This is a genomic window from Terriglobus sp. RCC_193, from assembly GCF_041355105.1.
Lineage (GTDB): Bacteria > Acidobacteriota > Terriglobia > Terriglobales > Acidobacteriaceae > Terriglobus.
Map to the genome: position 1 here is coordinate 1227112 of NZ_JBFUPK010000001.1, position 21204 is coordinate 1248315.

Sequence of the window (21204 nt, forward strand, 5' to 3'; positions counted from 1 at the left end):
AAACAACCACTTTTGATTTACCAGCCGGTATGGTCCACGCGGACGGTAGCTCCGATACGAGCGCTTTCGTACGCCAGATCGATCATGCGCGCGGTTCGGACAGCGCAACGCGCCGTCACCTCCGGCGCAGCCAATCCCAGCAGCGAGTCCGCCACGTTCTGGTAGAAACCGCGATAATCGCCCCGCAGCGTAGGAATTGTCTCCCGCTCCAACTCATTTGGTTTCTGAGTATTGGGGCAGTAGGTCAGAATGCCGTAGCGATCCTCCGGCTCCTGCAGCCAGACCTCCTCAGCACCCTGCCGCGGCGGCAGATGCCCTGCCAGAATCGCAGGCTCCTGCGGGTCCAACCCGTACTTTACATAGCTACCACCCGTACCATTCAGGCGATAGCGCGGCGCCGGATCGGCGGCCAGCACCGTGGTGCCCAGCTTCACCGTAATCTTGCGGTCTTCCCTGCCCGTGTCGAACACCAGTGTCAGGTCAAAGCCATCCGGAACCTTGCCCACATTGCGGTCGGAACGAAGATTCGCCGTCAGCGTAGACGGACGTCCAAAGAGCGTCAGCGCCTGATCCATCAGGTGTGGCCCAATGTCATAAAGCTGGCCGCCACCCGCTGTTTCTTCCTCACGCCATGCATTTGGCTTCGGTTCAGGGCGATAGCGGTCAAACCGCGACTCCAACATGACAACGCGGCCCACGCGGCCATCGCGAATGATTCCCTGCAATGTCTGAAAGTCGCCATCCCAGCGGCGGTTGTGGAACGGAAACAGCAACAGCCCCTTCTCATGGGCAATCCGCTCCAGTTCCTCGGCCTGGGCCGTGGTGGTGGTCATGGGCTTGTCGCAGACCACGTTTTTGCCCGCCAGCAGTGCCTGTTTGGTCATGGGGTAGTGGCTGATGGTGGGCGTTCCCAGCACCACCAGCTCCACGTCACTCTGCAGAAGTTCTTCGAAACTGCGAAGCTGCTCCGCCTGCGGAAAGGCGTGTCGTGCCTCGTCGCCGGAACGCTGGACTATATAAGCCAGCTCCAGTTCAGGAATAGCATCTACAAAGGGCGCGTGAAAAACGCGTCCTGCCAGTCCAAATCCCACAACTCCCGTGCGAATGCGACGCAATTCTTCCGTTCCCCCTGTCCGCGTCCTGTTTCAACGCGCGAATCAACAGGATAGAACGGAGTGATGAATCGCGCAGAAAAGAATCTGCACAGAATTTGTGGCACGCAGGCAACATTTTCTGCATCGGGACATGGGGTTGCCTGCATCTGAAGAAGGAAACCGAAGCATGGCCGACGCCCGGCCACTGACTTGCCAGTCAGTGGAGACGTGGAACCGAGTCGCTTGGGTCGCAATGGAGCGTATGACGCAACACGTTCGAGCCTCAGGCTTTCACTGCCGCCCACGGCGTTGGACACTGTCCGCGGCGGCTGTCCTTTCGCTGATGCTGCCACTCGGAGCCGGTGCCCAGGTGGGAGCGAGTACACAACCGGGCAGCAACGACCACACCGCCAGCGGCGTCACCACCGTTCAGGGTGCAGAGCAGATTTTCAGCTCTGTCCCACAAGCAGCGGGCAGCACGCAGGTAACACAGCAGGATTTCAAGGGATCCATCGTTGATGGCAAGGCCACAGACGGCGTGCTGGAACTGACGCTGGACGATGCGATCCAGCGCGGCTTTCGCACGAACCTGGGCCTGATCCTGCAGGGCGCTCAGACACAAACCGTGAATGGTCAGAAACTGCAGGCATTGCAGGCTCTGCTGCCCTCGGTCACCGGATCTGCTTCCTACACGGTAGAGCAGGTGAACCTTGCCGCCTACGGCTTGAGCTTCCCCGGATTGAATCCCATCATCGGCCCTTTCCAGGTCTTTGACTTCCGCGCGTATCTGTCGCAGTCACTGGTGAATGTCAGCAGCATTCAGAAGTACATTGCTGCGAAGCATAACTTTCAGGGCGCGAAGCTGACCGCGGAAGACGCACGCAACATGGTGGTGCTGACCATCGGCAATGCTTACCTTCTCTGCATTGCGGATCAGGCGCGCATTGATGCTGCCATCGCGGAACGTGCCAATGCGAAAGTGTCTCTCGATCAGGCCACTGCAGCGCATGAAGCCGGCACCAGCCCCAAGCTGGACGTGCTGCGCGCCCGCGTGGACTATCAGAATGCGGATCAGCAGGTCATCCAGACGCAGAACAATCTGGAGAAGGACAAGCTGAATCTCGCTCGAGCGATTGGCCTGCCACTGGACCAGAAGCTCCACATTGCCGATGCAGCTCCCTTCACTGCCGCAACACCCACCACACCCGAACAGGCGTTTGCCGATGCGCAGAAGAACCGCAAGGACCTGCAGGCATCCGCAGAACGGGTAAAGGGTGCGGCATCGCAAAGGTCTGCGGCAAAAGCGGAGTACTACCCGACCGTCGACTTTAACGGCGACTTCGGCGACCTGGGTACCACGCCTGCTCACTCGCATGGAACCTATACCGCAACGGGACAGGTCTCCGTACCCATCCTGCAGATTGCACGCACGCAAGGTGATATTCAGGTGGCAGACGCCAACCTGAAGGCGACACAAGCTCGTTATTCCGACCAGGTGCAGCAGGTAAACGCAGACGTTCGCGATGCCCTGCTGGACATTGAAGCAGCGGAAAAGCTGGTGGAAGCCACCAAGTCCAACGTGGATCTGGCAAACGAAGCACTTAGCGAAGCGCAGCAGCGCTTCCGCTCCGGTGTAGCAGACAATCTGGCCGTCTCCGATGCGCAGTCGCAGACCGAACAGGCGAACAACCAGTACATCAGCGCGCTGTATCAGCACAACATCGCAAAGCTTTCATTAGCGCGCGCCGTCGGCTATGCCGGAACGAATTACAAACAAGCTCTTCAACTCGGAGGAAAGTGATCGTGGCAGATTCCGATCAGCAGCAACAGCAGCAGAACAAAGCAGCAGCACCCGATCCGTCTGAGACGGCACCGGCAAAGGCTCGCCGCAAGTTCATCATTATTCTTGTCGTCCTCCTTCTCGTTCTGGTGGCCGGCTTCTTCTACTGGCGCTCCACGCTGACGGAAGACACAGACGATGCGCAGGTGGATGGCGATCTGTACCAGGTATCCGCACGTGTCTCCGGCCAGGTCATCAAGGTCAGCGTCACAGACAATCAGGAGATCAAGCAGGGCGATGTTATCGCTGAAATTGATCCGCGCGACTACCAGGTAGCAGTTGAGCAGGCAGAAGCACAGCTTGCCAATGCCAAGGCCAGCTACTTACAGGCCAACTCAAATGTACCCATTGTGAGCGTTCAAACGCGCACGCAGGTGGCGACATCGGGATCGGACGTTGCGACGGCCGAAGCTTCTGTGGCACAGGCACAGAAGAACGTCGCTGCAGCGCAGGCTCGCGTCGATCAGGCAAAGGCAAATGCTCTGAAGGCTCAGCTCGACGTGGACCGCTACAAGCCCCTCGTCGAAAAGGACGTTATCAGCAAGCAGCAGTTTGATCAGGCGGTTGCACAGGCAGCAGCCACCAGCGGCGCCCTGCTGGAAGCACAGCAGAATGTGATTGCGCAACAGGCAGCTGTGGCGCAGACGCAATCCAGGCTGAACTCTGCCCGCAGCGATGCAGCACAGGCTCGCGAGAACGGCCCCAAGCAGATTGCAGTGCAGCAGGCTCGTGCACAGGCCGCCGATGCGGACATCCTGACGGCACAGGCAAAGCTGGACCAGGCCAAGCTGAACCTGAGCTACTGCCACATCGTCGCGCCAATTGGCGGCATCATCAACAAGAAGAATGTTTCGGTGGGTCAAAACATCTCGCCCGGCCAGAACATGCTGACCATCATCCCGCTGGATAACCTCTGGATCACCGCGAACTTCAAGGAAACCCAGCTCCAGCACATGAAGGTGGGCCAGGAAGTTACCGTGAAGGTAGATGCTCTGGGTGGCCGCAAGTACAAGGGCCGCGTAACTCAGGTTGGTGGTGCAACAGGTTCACGCCTGTCGCTCTTTCCGCCGGAGAACGCCACGGGTAACTACGTGAAGGTAGTGCAGCGCATCCCGGTTCGCATCGACCTGGAAAAGGGTGAGAATGACGACCACCTGCTGCGTCCCGGCTACTCCGTGGTTCCGGATGTAGGCATTAAGTAACTTCACTGCAATCTATGCACAAAAGGGCGCGGCTTTTAGCCGCGCCCTTCGTGTTTCTGCGCCGATGAGAAAAGCCACCGTATCCCCCGCCCTGGCATCCAAGAAATAAGCCGCAAAGGAGAGCGCATCATGGCAGTCGCAATGAAGAAAGCTGAGTCAAAAGATCTAATTACACCGCACTGGCACGAGAAGGCCGTGGAAATTCAGAAGTGGGGCACCGTCGTTCAGGACCTGCCGCTGGGGCTGGATGCAGATGTCCGGGCAAAATCGTGCAAGGCACTGAACCAGCTTTTGGCAGATTCCATCACCCTGCGCGACATGTACAAAAAGCACCACTGGCAGGTTGCCGGCCCCACCTTCTATCAGCTCCACCTGTTGTTTGATAAGCACTTTGACGAACAGGTAGAGATCGTCGACTCCATCGCAGAACGCATTCAGATTCTGGGTGGCGTTTCCATTGCGATGGGTGGTGACGTAGCAGAAGTAAGCCGCATCGCACGGCCTCCACGTGGCAAGGAAGAGGTTCCCGTGCAGATCTCGCGCCTGCTCGAAGCGCACAAAATCATCATTGAAGACTGCCACAAAATTGCCAAACAGGCCGACGATAACGGTGATGACGGCACCAATGATCTGGCTGTCTCCGACGTACTTCGTGTGAATGAACTGCAGGCGTGGTTCATCATGCAGCACCTGGTAGATATGCCGTTGATCCACGCGAAGTAGATCTTCGTTCATCAGAATGCAAATGGCCTGCCTTATGGCAGGCCATTCGTTTTATCTCGGGACACTTATTGCTTTTGAGCATCCGGGTAATCGATACGCAATGACGTAATTGAATAAGGACTTACAGGAACCCCAACCTTATTCGTGTCAACAACGGATATCGGGCTACCTTCAGGCTTCTCCATCAGATTCGTCAACGTAGCAGACTTCGCCCCCGCAGGAATGCGGAACACGACCCTGCCATTCTCCCCTACCCATTCGTAGATTCGATGTAGGCAGTTCGTCCAACTTAGACAATTTGTCGATATTATCTTGCGATTGCTTCGTCAAAGCCTTCACCGCAGTGGCGATTTGCTGTGGTCCGGGATTATCGAACTGCTTTGTTTCCGGAGTATATTGCGCATACGCAACGTTGCATGAAACAAGACCTCCACACAGAGCGGTCGCCATCGCGAGCGAATTTACACTCTGACGATAGTAACTTGACTTACTACATTTTCCTGTAAACACAAACACTTCTTAGGAAATGGTAAGGACGTAACGGAGCCACGCCCGCCGATGCAGGTACCAGACACAATGCTAGATATGCTGCCCCGCGAATTCTATCGCGCAGGCTGGCGGCGCCTTCCGTTCAATCGAAAGCGTTTTGATTTAAGTTGTCATGCCAGCTTTGCAACCAACATTCTTGACAGGTGTTTACCGCAGAAAAGATAAGTTCATATGTGATTCTGGCAGGATTGCCAGAACAATATCCGATCATAGCTCGCACGATGTGCCGATATGGAAGACGCGTGCTTTCCTATTGATTCATCTTCCACCTAGATGCCATCTGCATCATGAATATTGCAGTCAACCCACGAGGAAGCTCTTATGAAAACGATTGAAAGCAGCCTGTCCAGAAGAGACTTCTTAATTCAGGGCACAGCAGCTGTTGGCACCGTGGCCGTTTCTAATTGCCTTGCTCAGGTTGTGCACAATAGCGCAAACAGCAAGCGCATATTGCATATCATGGGGCATTCGCATATTGATGCGGCGTGGCTATGGCCGTGGCGCGATGGTGCCGATGAAGCATTGAACACATTCCGCAGTGCGTTGAATCGCATCAAAGACACGCCGGGATTCTGCTATACCCACTCTTCCTCGATGCATTATCGCTGGGTCCAAAACGCGGATCCCGGCATGTTTGAAGAGATTAAACAGCGTATTCGCGAAGGCCGCTGGGAAGTGGTAGGGGCTTGGCCTGTTGAGCCCGATTGCAATATCCCCTCAACAGAAAGTTTCGCTCGACACTGTCTCTACGGAAAACAATTCTGCAAGAACGAGCTTGGAGTTGATGTCAAAATCGGATTCAATCCTGACTCCTTCGGACACGCTGCTGGACTTCCAACCATCCTTAAGAACGCAGGCTATGAATACTACGTTTTCATGCGGCCACAAGAACATGAGATGGATCTTCCACTGCTGTTCTGGTGGGAGGGTCCGGATGGTTCACGTGTACTCGCGCTCAGGATTTATGACACCTATGAAGCCAAACCTTCCGATATTGCATCTGCCGTAACTCACGATTTCTCACCTGGTATGGATCATGCCGCCTTCTTCCTTGGCGTCGGCGACCACGGAGGCGCAGTAACTGCCGCGCAGATACGCGAAGTCCTGAAGATGAAAGGTGACCGGAGTCTTCCGGAGCTACGCTGGAGCACATTGCATGAGTTCTTCGAGGCAGTAAAGAAATCGCCGGCGTTCGGCTCCCTGCCTGTGGTTCGCCACGAATTGCAGCATCATTCGCGGGGCTGTTACTCCGCTTACGGAGAAGGCAAAGCCCTCAACCGTCGCGCGGAACGGTCCATGGTGGAAGCCGAATCCATCTCTCTGTTCTCGAGCCTGACGACGACGCATCAATATCCCCACAAGGAATTCATCGATTCGTGGTGGAAGATTCTTTTCTGCCAGTTCCATGACATGGCAGCGGGAACATCCCTTTACACCGACTATCAGGATGTGCGCGACAGCCTTGGATTCGCATGCGAGGTTGCTCAGACGACCAAGATAGAAGCGCTGCAGACGATGGCTCGTCAAGTAGATACCAGCAAGGTGGTACAGGGCGCCGTATTTTTGTGGAACCCCCTACCTTGGCCACGCAAAACATTAGTCGAGTACTACACAGGACGACGCCCCGACAATCTGGAACTTATTACTCACCTAACTGACAAAGATCAAAAGAAGTATCCAATTCAATGGATTTCTTCTGAGAGCATGACGCAAAACCATCTGCGCCTTACCGCCTGGGTGGACTTACCTGCTTGTGGATATAAGTTATTCGAACTTGCCCACGGTCCTGCACCTGGTGGTGATAAACTCTCGAATGCCATCGCAGTTTCCGAAACTGGCTTCGGCATCTCTTCTGTGAAAGCCGAGGACGGGACCGAGCTTCTGGCCAGGAGCATCGGACTGGTGGTTGTGTCCGATACGTCAGACACCTGGGCGCATGGCGTGAAGCAATTCCGTCAGGAAATGGGCTGTCCCACTCTTGTTTCTGCCGGGGTTGTAGAAGATGGACCCGTTACTCGAGTTACCCGTCATCGCGCAACGTGGATGGAATCCGAAATCATTCTCGATCTTGTTCAGTATGCAGGTATCGAAGCAGTAGAACTCCGCTTCGTCATCAATTGGCATCAGCATGAGCAGATGCTGAAACTCGAGATCCCAACCGCACTGGTCCAGCCACGTATCTTCACCAAGGTTCCTGGAGCAATCATTGAACGCTCCGTCAATGGCGAAGAAGAGCCGTATCAGGATTGGGCAGCAGTGCAAGGCAAGATCGGTTTCAACGACTACACTCTTGCGCTCATCAACGAGCAGACCTATAGCTACGATTGCCTCGACGGACTCTTCCGGACAGTGCTCATCCGATCTGCACCATTCGCTCGCCACAGACCCGCGCCCACCACCTACTTCGATGCCAATGCATGGCAGGACCAGGGGCGCCAGGAGCGCCGATTCTGGCTTGTGGCCAAAAAAGGAACACATTCTCAATTAGCGCTGGACCGCCTTGCAGAAGAGCTACAAAGCCCAGCCGAACATGTCATGACATCGGCTCATGCAGGGCATATGGAATGGGAGCAGTCGTTCTTTGATGTGTCTCCAAGCTCTGTCTGGGTACTCGCACTCAAACCCGCAGAGAACGTCAAGGATGGCTATGTCGTTCGCATACAAGAACGTTCCGGAACGGCGACAAAGACATCCCTGAAAAGCGCTCTCATGAATCTTGATCATGAAGTCAAACTTGGTCCATGGGAATTGAAGACGTTGCTCATCCAACACTCAACCTCCGGCCCGGCAAAGGTGAAAGAAGTATCCATCCTCGAGGTTTGACCCATCACACCAATACATTGAGCACTCCGTCACATCACGCCGGAGTGCTCGATGTACTTGCGGACTATATGCCTTCGCGCAGTTGTTCCGAAGCATCAACACGTCTTCACACTAGGATAGTCAAAGGTATCCACGTTATCTGCATCGCCACGATCGATACAGGCAAAGTCTTTTTCAATCGCGATCTGGAGTATTTGGTCTCCGTATACCGTTTGTTCCGCATAAAGTCCTACCTTCCCGTCGTCGTTTGCCCAGCCGACAATCTCTTCCGTGGGCGCCGTAATGTGAATGGAAAATCCTTTCTGTTCCGCCCTGAGCACTGTGTACATAGCCCCGTGTTCAATCGAGTAAGACAACCGGCCGGCGGGATCGGAGGCACTAAGCAGCGTGTGCGCCACGATACTTCCCTGCTCTGCCAGGGCACGCACTTCCGATCGGAGCAAACGGAAGCGGATGGAGTTATCCTTGATTCTCAATTTCATAAAACGCGACACACTCCTAAAGATGCTTTTGGAACTTGTAGTTCAACTCGAAGTATCCATAGTTAGAATCACGATTGCGAGGATAGATCGTCGCGATCACCGTCTTCCCATAAGCATGAGCATAATAGGCCGTCAGTGATACTTGTGGCGTGATGGCATAATCCGTGCTGATATCGAAGAGCGATGAGAAGCTGGCGTTGCCGTTTGAGGGGCGCCCGGTGTACCCAAACACCTTGTTATCAAACGCTCCTCCACCCTGATACCAGAAATCCTGCTTCGATGTGAGTTGCAGAAAATGTAGATCGCTCCGGATTTCTATCTTCTTACTGGGATTATCGATCATTTGCACAAATGTATCTGTGGAGTTCATCAGGTTGTAAAACGGATCACGCGCATAAACGCGCGGGGTCGGCAACATCTGGAAAAATGTATTGTGTTTCCCGTCATTGGGATTATCGTCACCAGTCGAACGAAAGTGTCCTCCACGAAACCATGGCATCGATGCCACAGTGTTGAGCTTAATGCCGCCTTCTACCGCGATCGCACCGGCGGAGTGATCCAGAACGCCCCAGCGACCGCTCTGCCCTGCACCCCACAGTACAAAATCCACCGTAGTTTTGCCTGTAGGAATTGCAGCAACAATATCGCCGCCGTATGTGCCAATGCGAATATTCGTGTGGTCCAGTGCTCTTGCTGTAGCTGTCCGGTTATCTGTTTTTGTAATCCCCGTACGCCCATCGTGATATCCAACCCCAAAGCCACGAACAAGTAGGTGCTGGTTCAGGTACCGAGAAAACGAAAGGTACTGAATATCAACGTTAAGCTCCGGATTGGCATTCGTATTGAAGACACCTTGCGTTACACGGCCCGCCATCGCAGTAACATCCCAGGCTGCCCCGCCAAGCTTCACATCCATGCCGTCGAATGATCGCTGTCCATTGGAGAACCCGAAGTTACCCACCAGACGCTGGGCAACACGATTCGTTTGCAACCAGCGAAGTGACGGGGCCTTGGCCGACATCTCTTGCCCTTCGAAAAACTCGAAGCGCCCGATGCGTGCCGCGCCTCCATCCTCATGGAAGTGATAGCGAAGAAAACCCTGCCGGAACGACGCAGCCGCTGGGTACGCATTGCTATTGTTCGCGGCATAGTACGTGCCTCCCAGGCCAAGTTGCCCCTGCGCTGCAATCGGCGAAACTGCATCCGTTGGAAGCGCCAGCTCAGCGCTCTGGCCCAGGTCCAGCATGTAGTCGACTTTGCGTATTCGTTGCGTCAACGAAAGGCGTAAGAGCGAATCCTGATGCCCATACACTTCAGCAGTTGGAGTCGCAGCAAACCACTGAGTGGCATTCGTGCGTTCACGAATGGCAACCGTAACAAGCGGCCCCGTTGTTGCCGATGGGGAGGTCTGAGAAAACAAAGAGGGAGCCATGCTCGCAACAGCGAGCAAGAGGAGGGACTTCTTCATGAATGTCTCCTGAAGCGTCTTGCGTTATTCCAGCGCGGCTAGCTGATGCTTTGCGCCTCTGGACGTTATGTATCTCGCGGTTGAGTCAGCCGGTTAGACCTTAGACAGCGATAGCCGAATTCGTTACTCCAATAATTTCGGAGTCAACAGCCTCGGAAGCAATCGCTCTCCCCCCTGCTCCGACCCAGCTCTTCGTCCATCGGCGAGCAACAAGTCTCATGACGACTAGTACCAGAACGGCAAAAATCGCATAAGCCACGAAGCCCGCGGAAAAGGATCCGGTCTTCTGTTTCGAGATTCCAAGAGCATTCGGAAGAATGCTTCCGCCAAGAGCTCCGATCTCGCCGATCATGCCACCTGCAATTGCTGTGGTTAGCGGCCAACGCAATGGGACAAGCTGAAATGTTGCTCCATTACCAGCACCCAGTGCCGCGAAACACACCATAAAGAGAAAGGTTGTTACAGCAAGCGAGGGTGATGTCGTAAGACCGAAGATGCCTGCAATGGCTACGAGAAATACAACCGATAGAGTCGTGATCCCACCGATCTTATCTGAGAGCCATCCGCCCAATACACGCGTTCCACTTCCCAGCAGTGTCGCCATCATGGTCAGCGTACCGGCCTGGGTCTTTGCAATGTGGAACTGCGCTACATACAGAGAGGGCAGGAACGTCGCGAGCCCCAGAAAGCCGCCGAAGGTAATGATGTAAATAAGGTTGAAGTACCATCCATCAGCTTCCACCAGGCATTTCAGATGCTGCCGCAGTGTCTGATGCTCTTTGTCTGGTGGTTCCTTCGCAAAGAAGATCATAGTCAAAAGTGGCAACAGCATGAATAGTGCTGCAACGCCATAAACATCTGACCATCCGTAGGCCTTGGCAAGACGCGGTGCAAAGAACGCGGCAAGAGCTGTTCCGCTGTTCCCTGCTCCGGCAATGCCCATCGCAAGGCCTTTGTATTCCTTTGGAAACCAACCGGAGCCAAGAGAGAGAGCGACGCCAAAGCTGGCGCCTGCAGTTCCCAGCAACACACCCATGGCAAGAACATTTGAAAATGTGTGGACAAAGAAAAAACCATACATCAAAGCGGCAATAATTATGACCATCTCAATAATTGCCGCGCTCTTACGTCCGATGTATTGACTAAGAACTCCCAGTGGAAAGCGCATCAGCGCACCAGCCATGGTGGGTATCGATACCATCAGCCCTGTCTGAGCTGGTGAAAGATGAAACTGTTCAGTAATGAATGGGCCCATGGCTCCGTTCAGTACCCATACAGCAAAACTGAAGTCGAAATACAGGAAGGCGGCGAAGAGTGTGGGTGGATGTCCGGAACGTAAGAACGCTTTTGCGCTTGCCATGTTGTGGCTCCTAAGTCGAAGTGAGTTTGTTGTGAAACTGCGCTTACGGCTTGTGGTGCGGAGCGAACGTCATGGTTCAGCTCTTTACTACGGTGATACTCTCGCGGCGGTCATGGCCGCAAGGATTCAGCGGCTACGCTCGACGCGCACAGCACACTGTTTGAAATTGGGTTCGCGACTAATGGGATCGAATGCACCCAGTGTGACAAGATTGGAGTTCTGTTCGGCAAAATGGAATGGCATAAAGACCTGGCCAGGTGCAACGATGCCGGTAATGCGCAGCTCAATACCCTCAACACTGGCACGGCGAGAGACGAGGGTGATCCGATCATGCTGACGCAACGAGAGACGTTCCGCATCAACAGGATTCATCTCTAACCACGCGTTGGGGACCATTCTATCCAGCTGCGGAACAGCTCCTGTCTTTGTTCTTGTATGCCAATGCTCAACCGTGCGGCCCGTATTGAGAATGAAGTCGAACTCTTTGTCTGGCTGTTCTGTGAAGGGCAGGCACGGGACACAATGTAATTTCGCCCGACCACCTTCATAGGGGAAGACGCCCTCTCGATAGAGGCTTGCACCACCCCATTGCACACCGCCCTGTTCTTCCAGTTGCTCCCACGTAAATTGGCTATAGTCGCAAAGCCTGCCTGCCGACACACGCTGCCACTCCAACCATGCGTCATGAGATGAGGTCCAGCCAGGAAACAGCTTTTCTCGAATCCCTAGCCGCTCTGCGATAGAGAGAAAGATATTGAAGTCTGGACGTGCCTCTCCGGGTGGTGTAACAAACGCATTTACCTTACTGACGCGGCGCTCTGAATTTGTATAAGTTCCTTCTTTCTCACCCCAGATCGCCGCAGGAAGCACAAGATCGGCATAATCCATTGTTGGCGTTGGGAAGAAACCATCCTGCACCACCACAAACTCGGCCGTAGACAAAGCCTGCGTCAACAGCTTCACATTCGGAAAACTCACAACCGGATTTGTAGCTATGAACCAAAGAGCACGAACGCGTTTATCGAGAGCACCCTCAATGATGTCAGGGTACGCAAGTCCGCGTGACTGCGGCAACTCATCTTCGTCAATACCCCATAGCGCTGCTAATTCTTCACGATCTTTTGGGTTATCAAATTTGCGATACCCAGGCATGCCAGAGGTAAAGCCACTCTCGCGCGTCCCCATGGCATTGCATTGTCCCGTGATCGAGAAGGGAGCAGAACCCAATTGCCCTATCTTGCCAGTAAGCAATGCAAGATTGTTGATCGCCGCAACCGTCACGGCCCCCTGTGTCGAATGGTTCACGCCCATCGTCCACCCGATAAAAGCGGACGATGCTTTCCCATAAAGGAAGGCTACATTCTCAATCGTTTCTACCGAGAGGCCTGTGGTGAGAGATACAGCATCTGGCGTGAACTCAGAAACAAAACTCCTGAATTCTTCGAGTCCTTCCGTGTGTTCTTTTAAGAAGCTCGCGTCGATCATGCCGTCACGCAAGAGGATGTGAGCGATACCATTCAACAACGCGATATCAGAGCGAGGCTTAACCGGAAGATGGATGTCTGCCATCATTGCTGTTTTAGTAACGCGAGGATCGGCAACAATAAGAACCTGTCCTGGCTTCTTTCGCAGACGATTGCAAAGAATCGGATGGTTGTCTGCAATATTCGAGCCGACTAACAGGACGACATCTGCATGCTCCATATCGGCATACGAACCGGGCGGACCATCTGAGCCAAAGCTCATCTTGTAACCCGATACGGCTGATGCCATACACAGCGTAGTGTTGCCGTCGTAATTCCTACTGCGGAACCCGAGTTGCACAAGCTTGCCAAGCGTGAAGAACTCCTCTGTGAGGAGCTGTCCTGTCCCGATCACACCGAGAGTATCAGCGCCATGCTGCCGCTGAAGTGCCGTTATGCGCGTGACCATCACATCCAGCGCCTCGTCCCATGTGATCGGCTCGAAAGGTGAATTCCGTCCGCCACGACGCAGCAATGGAGTACGCGCGCGGCCCGGAGTATCGATCATCTGGTGTTCACTTAGTCCTTTCGGACAAAGTTTGCCGAGGTTTACAGGGTGATCCGGATTGCCGCGTACCGCAACTGCTTTACCATCGCGTGTACCAGCCAGCATGCCGCAGCCCACGGAACAATAGCCGCACGTTGTCTTCGTCCACTTATCAGCAATCCTGGATTCCGATATATGTCCGAAGATTGGATCTCGTCCGTAGGCGTACTTACTCGTTGCAATATCCAGGCCAAGAGCTCTCATCAGTCGTTGCGTAATGCTCATGCAGCCTCCGCGTGACTACCGATAAAGCCCAGGCCCATGCTCAACGGCACAACGGAAACAAAGAAAAGATATCGTCCGGTAACCACTGTCACGACGCCTGCGAAAAGTGCGAGCCACGGCAGCGGGGCGTATGCAAACAGAACCGCTGCACCAGCACTTAGAAAAGCGAGCGCCACTCGATAGAACAATTGCTCTCCGCGCAGCAGGTTATAGCTGGCGCGTTGCTCGAACACGATTGCGTGGCGAAGCCGCGCGATCCTCACAAGTTGATTTACGCTCCAGACCGATGCAGACACCAGCACTACGCCGGGATGAGCAAAGTGGTCCTGTGTTATGACATCTGCTACGAGGCTTCCCAGTAAGGCCGCTGAAGCCAGAAAATCAATGGGTGTATGGACTGTGTTCCATGCGGGTCTTGCTTTAACAAGATAGAGTGCGGCGCTCGCCAACGTCCCGCATAATCCAAGCAATATGCTAGTGCAGGCAAGTGGTGCAACCAACCAGCGGAGGGTTGGAAACCACGCAGAAGCCGCGCATGCCGTGACGGTGCTGTAGAAGAGGCCGAAGCATAAAACTTCACGACTGAGCCATGAACGCCGCCACATGCGAAGTGCACGCCATGCGTAGGCTGGACGACCGAGATGAAACACGGACACATTCAAAGCAAACGTTGTAAGCAACCAGAGCAGTGCCAGAACAGTAGCCGTTAATTGATGTGCAATGGTTGTAACAGCAAGCGCTCCAAAGGAGGCTTGCATCACCGTGGTCATTGCAATCAAGGAAGGATGCGCATGCTCAAGATGGATAGCCCCCGTGTCCACACGCTCTAACCAGGAGGATGACCGCTCGGGAAGCGTAATGCGCGTGGTCGAGATTGTCTGTCCTGCTGCCGGCATTCCAGGAGATTCCGCGGTATGGAAATCTCTCTGCCATTCCTCCTTATTCACAATCTCGATCTGAATTGCATTTTCCGGGCAAGCGTTCACACAAGCAGGCTCACGTCCGTCGAGCAAGCGATCGCGACACATATCGCACTTGCCTACCACCCCGCGCTCAGCATTGAATTGGGGGACGCTGTAGGGACAATTCCATACGCAGTATTGACAACCAATGCATGCATCCGCGGAATGCAGAACGATGCCGGTAAGTGGGTCCTTTGTATAGGCATCCACAGGACAGCCGCGGAGACAGTCGGCACTAAGGCAATGGTTGCAGCCCATGGAAAGATACGTGCGCTGCGTGTTTGGATACACGCCACCCTCCAGTTCACCAACGCGCCGCCACTGGATATGTGCTGGGTTCCCATTCTGCTCGTTGCACGCAATTTCACACGATCTACAACCAATGCACTTCGTCATGTCGAAGTGAAAGCGATACTGTTCATCAGCCTCCAGAGGACGCGACGGAATAAGCGCCTGTGCCAGAGTGGGTGAAGCTCCGTTTGCCACGAGCGTCATCCGCACCAGTTCGGCGCTGTCTGCTTCCATCGCAATTTCCTGAAGAGGTAGAGGCATGTTAGTACACGTCCCGGTGATAGCGATGCTGTTCGTGCAAAGCAGAGACGTATTCCTGCGCCGCCTCCGCCGTGAGACCACCGTGGTTTTCCACGATGCGATGCAGTGCAATATCCACATCCTTTGCCATACGGCTGGCATCACCGCACACGTATAGCGATGCACCATCATTCAGCCAGCGAAACAACTCGGCGCCAGATTCAAGCATGCGATCCTGAACGTACACTTTGTGTTCCTGGTCACGCGAAAAAGCAGTATCGAATCGGGTTAGATGACCATCTTCGACAAACGATTTCATCTCGCGGCAATAAAGGAAGTCTGTCTTTGCACTACGTTCTCCGAAGAAAAGCCAGTTGCGGCCTGTATGCCCCAGTGCGCGACGCTCATGAAGGAACGCACGGAAGGGCGCCACGCCGGTTCCAGGACCAATCATGATGATGGGCGTTGTAGAACTTTTGGGTAAACGGAAACGCTTGTTTGGCTGCAGATAGATTGGTACTCGCGCACCAACCTCCATCCTCTGTCCCAGCATGGTGGAAGCCACCCCTCCGCGTTCGCGTCCATGTGCGATGTAACTCACAACTCCAATCGTGCAGTGAAGTTCACGACCATGTGCGCTAGGGCTCGATGATATGGAGTAGAGCCTTGGTGCAAGTCGAGGCAGAAGCTCTACTAACTCAGTCGCATTGGAAAGCACACCCGGATAAGTATGAAGAAGGTCGATCAAACCACGTCCATACAGATATGTTTCTAACTCACCCGCCTCCGATGCCAGAAGCGAAGAGAGCGTTCGGCATTTTGCTTTCTCCGCAAACCGCTGTATGACTTTGCGGGTCAGCTTCGTTATCTGGAGATGATGACGAAGAAGTTCCTCGACGGTGAGTGGTTCTGATTTAGGCAGGCTGGCAGTATCGGTAGCCGGAAATGGCAGAAGGGTCAGAATCTCATCCACCAGCACAGGGTCGTTCTGCGCCAGGACACCACAAGCATCACCCGCTTCATACTGCAGTTCCGCATCTGTCAGGTCAAAACTGACATGCACAGTCTGTTTACTTGATGAAGGATGGGTGAGTAATAGTTTGTCGACTAATCGCGCATGATAAGGATTTTCACGGGTATGTGTCTGAGTCATCACCGTGGACGAATCGACTGCAGCGGCAATATCGTTCACGGTCTTGGTGGGTTCCGATAAACCCTGTAGAAACTGACCGCTCCATCCGCTGAATGACGCGTCTACATCCACGTCACTTTCTATGCGTCCGGTGATCCGTGAGCCGCCCAGAGCCAACAGCCGATCATCCAACTCGATACCAAATCTGCAGAAATACTCATACGTTTTGTCGCCGAGACAAAAAATGCTGTAACGAAGGCCCTCCATACGGGGCGCGGTATCGGCAAAAAGTGCATCTCGAAATGCGCATGCGCAATCGGGCGGCTCACCGTCACCATAGGTGCTGGCAAAGAACAGGGCGTATTGCTCCTGTGCCAGGACAGGCAGCGCAAGACCTTCAACCGATTGCACTGTCGGAGTATGACCATTCTCCTTGAGCAACTTAGCCATCTTCTTCGCAAGCCGTTCTGCTGTACCGCCCTGAGAAGCAAAGAAAAGACTCACACGATAGTTCTTCCGCGATTCTGTTTGTACAGGTGCAGGAAATAAGCCTTCCAACAAGCTGTTCAACCATGCACGTTGCTCAGCGCTGAAGGGTGCATCTTCCGGGATCAGCGGCATCATCTTTGTCATGCGGCAACCTCGTCAGCACTCTCCACTTTGCAATAGAAACGAAGCTCCTCCACCGAATGGCGCGCACAGAAATCCAGAAACGATTCGCCCGAACCGGCTCGTCGTGTGTACTGCTGCATGAAGCTATGCAGCGCGGGACCAACTTCGTCATACTGAAGCGCGGGAAACAATTCACGAGCCAGCGCCTGGTGATTGTCCGCGCCACCACCAAGGCTCACCTGATACCCAGGTTCCCCACCTACCTTGATTCCCATCAAACCGATATCGCCAATGTAGTGTTGCGCGCATGAGTGCGAGCAGCCCGTCACATGCAGGTTGATAGGCTGCAGGATTGGGAATGCAGCATCGAGTGAACGCGCAAGTTCGAGTGCGTGTCCTTTCGTATCTGTCGCTGCAAAACGACAGCCGCGGTTACCGGTACAAGCGACCGTGCCGCTCAAGACATGACCGGCCTCAAAATCAAGTCCGGCAGATCGAATGGCTTCACATACAGCGTCCAGGTCCTGCGTCTTGATATTTGGCAGCAGAAGGTTTTGCCATACCGTCAGCCGCACTTCGCCGCACCCGTAATGATCTGCAATGTGGGCCAACGCTCGAGCCTGGGCCACGGGAAGCCAGCCTACAGGAACGCAGACACCGACATAGTGCAGTTCTGATTGTGGCTGCGAATGCACGCCCAAATGAGCGGTACGGTCAATTGGATGCCTCGGTTCAGCATCTTCTGCGGCAATGCGCAGAATTGGAAATGCCAGCTTCCTCTCTGTCTCTTCAAGGAAACGATCGATCCCCCACTTATCGATGAGATATTTCAGCCGCGCTTTCTTGCGGTCCGTCCGGTCGCCATGTTCAGCAAAGACACGCACCATCGCAGCGGCAACTGCGACGAGTTGATCTGGGCGAAGCAGCAGTCCACAGTCGGAAGCAAACTGCCGATGCCCGGTGATTCCGCACAACAATGCGCGAAAGTAAATACCGGCTGGGACCGACTTATTCTCAGGAATGCGGACCGCAAGAAAGCCGATGTCATTGGTATCCGCAAGTGTGCTGATCGTGCCACCGCCATCGAAGGCGATATTGAACTTACGCGGCAATCCGAACAGGTCACGCGAATTGAGAATGTATGCCTGAAGCGCGTTCGCATACGGACGAACATCAATCAACTCGGCGGCATCCATTCCCGCAAGCGGAGACGCCGTGATGTTGCGAATATTATCGGCACCTGATCCTTGCGAGGTCATGCCGAGCGCGCGTACTGCGTTCAACACGTCAATGATCGTTCGCGGCGCAAATTCACGGATCTGAATTCCCGCGCGCGTCGTAATGTCTAACCTGCCGCAACCAAACTGCTCTGCAATGTTTGCGAGTCCTCTCAGTTGCTGCGTGTTTAGAATCCCACCCGGGGCACGGAGACGCATCATAAAGCTGTCCTGCGCGGGAGCTACATGAAACAGGCCGTGAAACTTAAACCGAAAACGATGCTCCGCATTCGGCGCCTTGTTCTCCACCGCATGAACAAGCAATTCATCCCACACATCAAGGGGATTGGACTCGTACTTCCAGCGTTCTTCCGCGCACAAATCCTCCACGGGTGTATTGAAGAACGTCGGAGCGTCCGCCAGGTTCGGACCGCCAGCATTGGAATCGGAAGTGAACTGCCCGGACGCAAGCTGTCCGAGATACGGATAACTCTGGGCCACAGCAGTAAAGAATCCCTGCAGATAGGCCTTCTGTTCCGGCAGAAATTCTCCGGAGGCAGCGATTTCAGATGCTTGCAACTCTGTCATAATCCTGGTCCTCAACGCGATGTAGAGGGCGGGCCCAGAAGGTCACGGATCAGAGTGTGTGTGCGCGGCACAAGCCTCGAGAACGCGCGGACGCACACTCAAATACTAAAATGAGTGACATCTGGGCTCGTCGTGGAGCTTGTTTCGTAAAGCCGGAGCTGGCGCGCCTGGGGGCCAGTTTATGAGCAGGAAGAAAGTCGTCCGGCAATCATGGCGGGACACACCTTCAATACGCGAAGTATGACACGGGCTCGCCCGGACTGCAATGGGAAAGATTCCTAACCATCTTCCGGGCCGGTTTGGGCGGCCTGCGCAGAATTGCCGCCGGACACGTTACACTCAAGAAACTTCGGCAGTTTCCAGTTACAGCCACTGCCCATTCGCATTGGGAGTCACGCATGCGTCACGCCAGCTTCGACGGTCTGCGAGTGTTATCGCTCGAGTCCCGCCGTGCCCGCGAGGTCGAAAAGCTGATCCGCACCTATAACGGTGATCCAATAGTCGTCCCTGCGATGCGCGAGATCCCACTCGAATCAAATACAGATTGCTTTGAATTTGGGGAACGTCTACTCAATGGGGACTTCGACCTGATCATCTTTCTGACAGGCATCGGCGTCACCAAACTGATGCAGACGTTAGAGACAAAATACTCGCAAGAGGTTCTGCTTCAGCAGCTACGTCAACGTGAGGTCGTGACTCGTGGAGTGAAACCCGTTGCCGCACTGCGTGAGCTGCAGATTCCGGTTTCCGCCTCCACCGAAGAACCAAGCACATGGCATGAAGTGCTGGCATTGCTTGATGCACAGTATGGTCCGCGGCTTGCGGAACTTCGGGTTGCGGTACAGGAATATGGGGCGACCAATCCGGAGTTCATCACAGAACTTGTCGCCCGCTGTGCTGACGTAACCAAGGTGCCCGTTTATCAGTGGGGGCTGCCTCTTGATCTGGAACCCTTGCGCGATGCTGTGCGCCGGCTCTGCGATGGCGAAATTGACGTTGTCTTATTCATGACCGCCGTGCAGGTGATTCATCTCTTCCAGATTGCGGATGAGTTGGGACTGCGAGAGGCGATGGGAGTTGCGCTGCAACAAGCCGTCGTCGTCTCAATTGGTCCAACGACAACCGAAGAGTTGAAGCATTATGGCGTTCAGCCAGACTTTGAACCGTCGCGACCTCGTATGGGTTTCATGGTGAACGAAGCTGCTCAGTATGCAAAGAAGCTGCTTCCGGAAAAGCGTTCCGTTACGATTGAATCCGGCCCCAGGCCAGGTGTAAAAGCGCGAGCTCCGTACAGAGGAACCGTACAGCAGGTCGCCCCTTCGACATCTGCCATGGCTGGCTTCCGCGATGGTCTTGCTCCCTTTGACGTACTGCAGGAGATCAGCAGTCACATCGCCTCCACGGATCCGCTTCACGTGACCCTTTCGCGCATCGTGACCCTTGTATCCATTGTGATTCCGTGCGATTCCTGCTTTCTCTACACGCTTGAGGACGACAAACTGGTTTTGCGTGCTTCACGCAATCCGCACAGCGACGAGCTGGATCACCTCAAACTCTCTGTCGGCGAAGGTGTTACAGGATGGGTCGCAGAACACCGTGAAACCGTGGCTATTTCAGAACGCGCGAGTGAGGATCCTCGTTTCAGCGCGTTTGTAAGCCTCCCGGAAGATCGCTTCGAAGCGATGTTGTGTGCCCCTGTCACCTGCGCAAACCGTGTCGTAGGTGTACTCAATTTGCAGCACAGGCAGCCGTATCAACACAGCGAACTGGAACGGCGCATGCTTTCTACAGTGGGAATTCTTGTAGGAGCTGAAATCGAACGCGCTCGGCTGGAGACAGAGAATTCCGTTCTTACCGACAGGCTCGAGACCCGCAAGCTTGTCGATCGGGCAAAAGGTATCCTGCAACGCGATCTGAATTTTTCAGAAGACGATGCCTACCGCAACATGCAGCGAGAAAGCCGTCAACGAAGAAAATCCATGCGCGAAATTGCAGAGGCAATCCTGCTGGCAGACAGCTTGAAGCGCGACAGAAACCTTTAACGGCTTCCTCCACGCTACCCGCAGTGGCTCCTCGGCATACGAATTGAGACAGCCATTTGTGTCGGGAAGTCAGGGAAAGGAAACTTGCTGTGAAGGTCGTCGAGATGGTGCTCAAGCCAATTACAGCGAGCGCCTAAAACGGCGATTTTCTTATTGGGAGTTAGGGAGTTTGTTCGAAAAATCCGATCCTTGTAACTGCTTGAAAAGGATTGGTTGCGGGGGCAGGATTTGAACCTGCGACCTTTGGGTTATGAGCGGCGACAGAAACGTAGTTTCAACGACTT

General features: G+C 54.3%; 14 protein-coding genes. 5 read left to right on the plus strand and 9 right to left on the minus strand.

All coding sequences use genetic code 11. The features are described from left to right. Nucleotides 1–17: 17 nt before the first annotated feature. Complete coding sequence (locus tag AB6729_RS05170) at nt 18–1115, minus strand: Gfo/Idh/MocA family oxidoreductase (RefSeq protein ID WP_371080501.1); 1098 nt, start codon at nt 1113–1115, stop codon at nt 18–20. Between the two features lie 166 nt (nt 1116–1281). Between AB6729_RS05170 and AB6729_RS05175 the strand changes: the two genes are divergently transcribed. The 3 genes from AB6729_RS05175 (at nt 1282) to AB6729_RS05185 (ending at nt 4859) form a co-directional block, all read left to right on the plus strand. After that, complete coding sequence (locus AB6729_RS05175; protein WP_371080502.1) at nt 1282–2895, plus strand: TolC family protein; 1614 nt, start codon at nt 1282–1284, stop codon at nt 2893–2895. A 2-nt stretch (nt 2896–2897) separates the two neighbouring features. Continuing rightward, nucleotides 2898–4136, plus strand: a complete 1239-nt coding sequence (locus tag AB6729_RS05180; protein ID WP_371080503.1) for an HlyD family secretion protein — start codon at nt 2898–2900, stop codon at nt 4134–4136. A gap of 129 nt (nt 4137–4265) precedes the next feature. Then, nucleotides 4266–4859 carry a Dps family protein gene (locus tag AB6729_RS05185; protein WP_371080504.1) on the plus strand — a complete coding sequence of 198 codons (594 nt, stop codon included), beginning with the start codon at nt 4266–4268 and terminating at the stop codon, nt 4857–4859. 65 nt (nt 4860–4924) lie between these two features. On the opposite strand, the gene AB6729_RS05190 is transcribed toward AB6729_RS05185, so the two are convergent. After that, entirely contained in the window at nt 4925–5170 is a 246-nt protein-coding gene (locus AB6729_RS05190; RefSeq protein ID WP_371081191.1) for a glycosyl hydrolase-related protein, read from the minus strand. A gap of 559 nt (nt 5171–5729) precedes the next feature. On the opposite strand from AB6729_RS05190, the gene AB6729_RS05195 reads away from it, so the two are divergent. Next, entirely contained in the window at nt 5730–8231 is a 2502-nt protein-coding gene (locus AB6729_RS05195) for a glycoside hydrolase family 38 C-terminal domain-containing protein (protein ID WP_371080505.1), read from the plus strand. A 95-nt stretch (nt 8232–8326) separates the two neighbouring features. Here AB6729_RS05195 and AB6729_RS05200 read toward each other — a convergent pair whose 3' ends face one another. The 7 genes from AB6729_RS05200 to AB6729_RS05230 form a co-directional block, all read right to left on the minus strand. Beyond that, nucleotides 8327–8713 carry a hypothetical protein gene (locus AB6729_RS05200; protein ID WP_371080506.1) on the minus strand — a complete coding sequence of 129 codons (387 nt, stop codon included), beginning with the start codon at nt 8711–8713 and terminating at the stop codon, nt 8327–8329. Nucleotides 8714–8729: 16 nt separating this feature from the next. Continuing rightward, nucleotides 8730–10181 carry an alginate export family protein gene (locus AB6729_RS05205; RefSeq protein WP_371080507.1) on the minus strand — a complete coding sequence of 484 codons (1452 nt, stop codon included), beginning with the start codon at nt 10179–10181 and terminating at the stop codon, nt 8730–8732. 100 nt (nt 10182–10281) lie between these two features. Then, nucleotides 10282–11541, minus strand: a complete 1260-nt coding sequence (locus tag AB6729_RS05210) for an MFS transporter (protein WP_371080508.1) — start codon at nt 11539–11541, stop codon at nt 10282–10284. A 126-nt stretch (nt 11542–11667) separates the two neighbouring features. Then, nucleotides 11668–13836: a molybdopterin oxidoreductase family protein gene (locus tag AB6729_RS05215; RefSeq protein ID WP_371080509.1), complete on the minus strand. Its 2169-nt coding sequence runs from the start codon at nt 13834–13836 to the stop codon at nt 11668–11670. Further along, the gene (locus AB6729_RS05220; protein WP_371080510.1) at nt 13833–15470 is read right to left on the minus strand and encodes a DmsC/YnfH family molybdoenzyme membrane anchor subunit; all 1638 of its coding nucleotides are present in this window, start codon (nt 15468–15470) and stop codon (nt 13833–13835) included. The genes AB6729_RS05215 and AB6729_RS05220 overlap by 4 nt, the downstream gene beginning before the upstream one ends. After that, entirely contained in the window at nt 15352–17094 is a 1743-nt protein-coding gene (locus AB6729_RS05225; RefSeq protein WP_371080511.1) for a sulfite reductase flavoprotein subunit alpha, read from the minus strand. Before AB6729_RS05225 ends, AB6729_RS05220 begins: the two co-directional genes overlap by 119 nt. Next, nucleotides 17091–18878: a NirA family protein gene (locus AB6729_RS05230; protein ID WP_371080512.1), complete on the minus strand. Its 1788-nt coding sequence runs from the start codon at nt 18876–18878 to the stop codon at nt 17091–17093. Before AB6729_RS05230 ends, AB6729_RS05225 begins: the two co-directional genes overlap by 4 nt. 398 nt (nt 18879–19276) lie before the next feature. Here AB6729_RS05230 and AB6729_RS05235 point away from each other — a divergent pair, with 398 nt between their 5' ends. Then, a complete protein-coding gene (locus AB6729_RS05235) occupies nt 19277–20920 on the plus strand; it encodes a uroporphyrinogen-III synthase (RefSeq protein ID WP_371080513.1) in 1644 nt (547 codons plus the stop codon). The last annotated feature ends 284 nt before the right edge of the window (nt 20921–21204 follow it).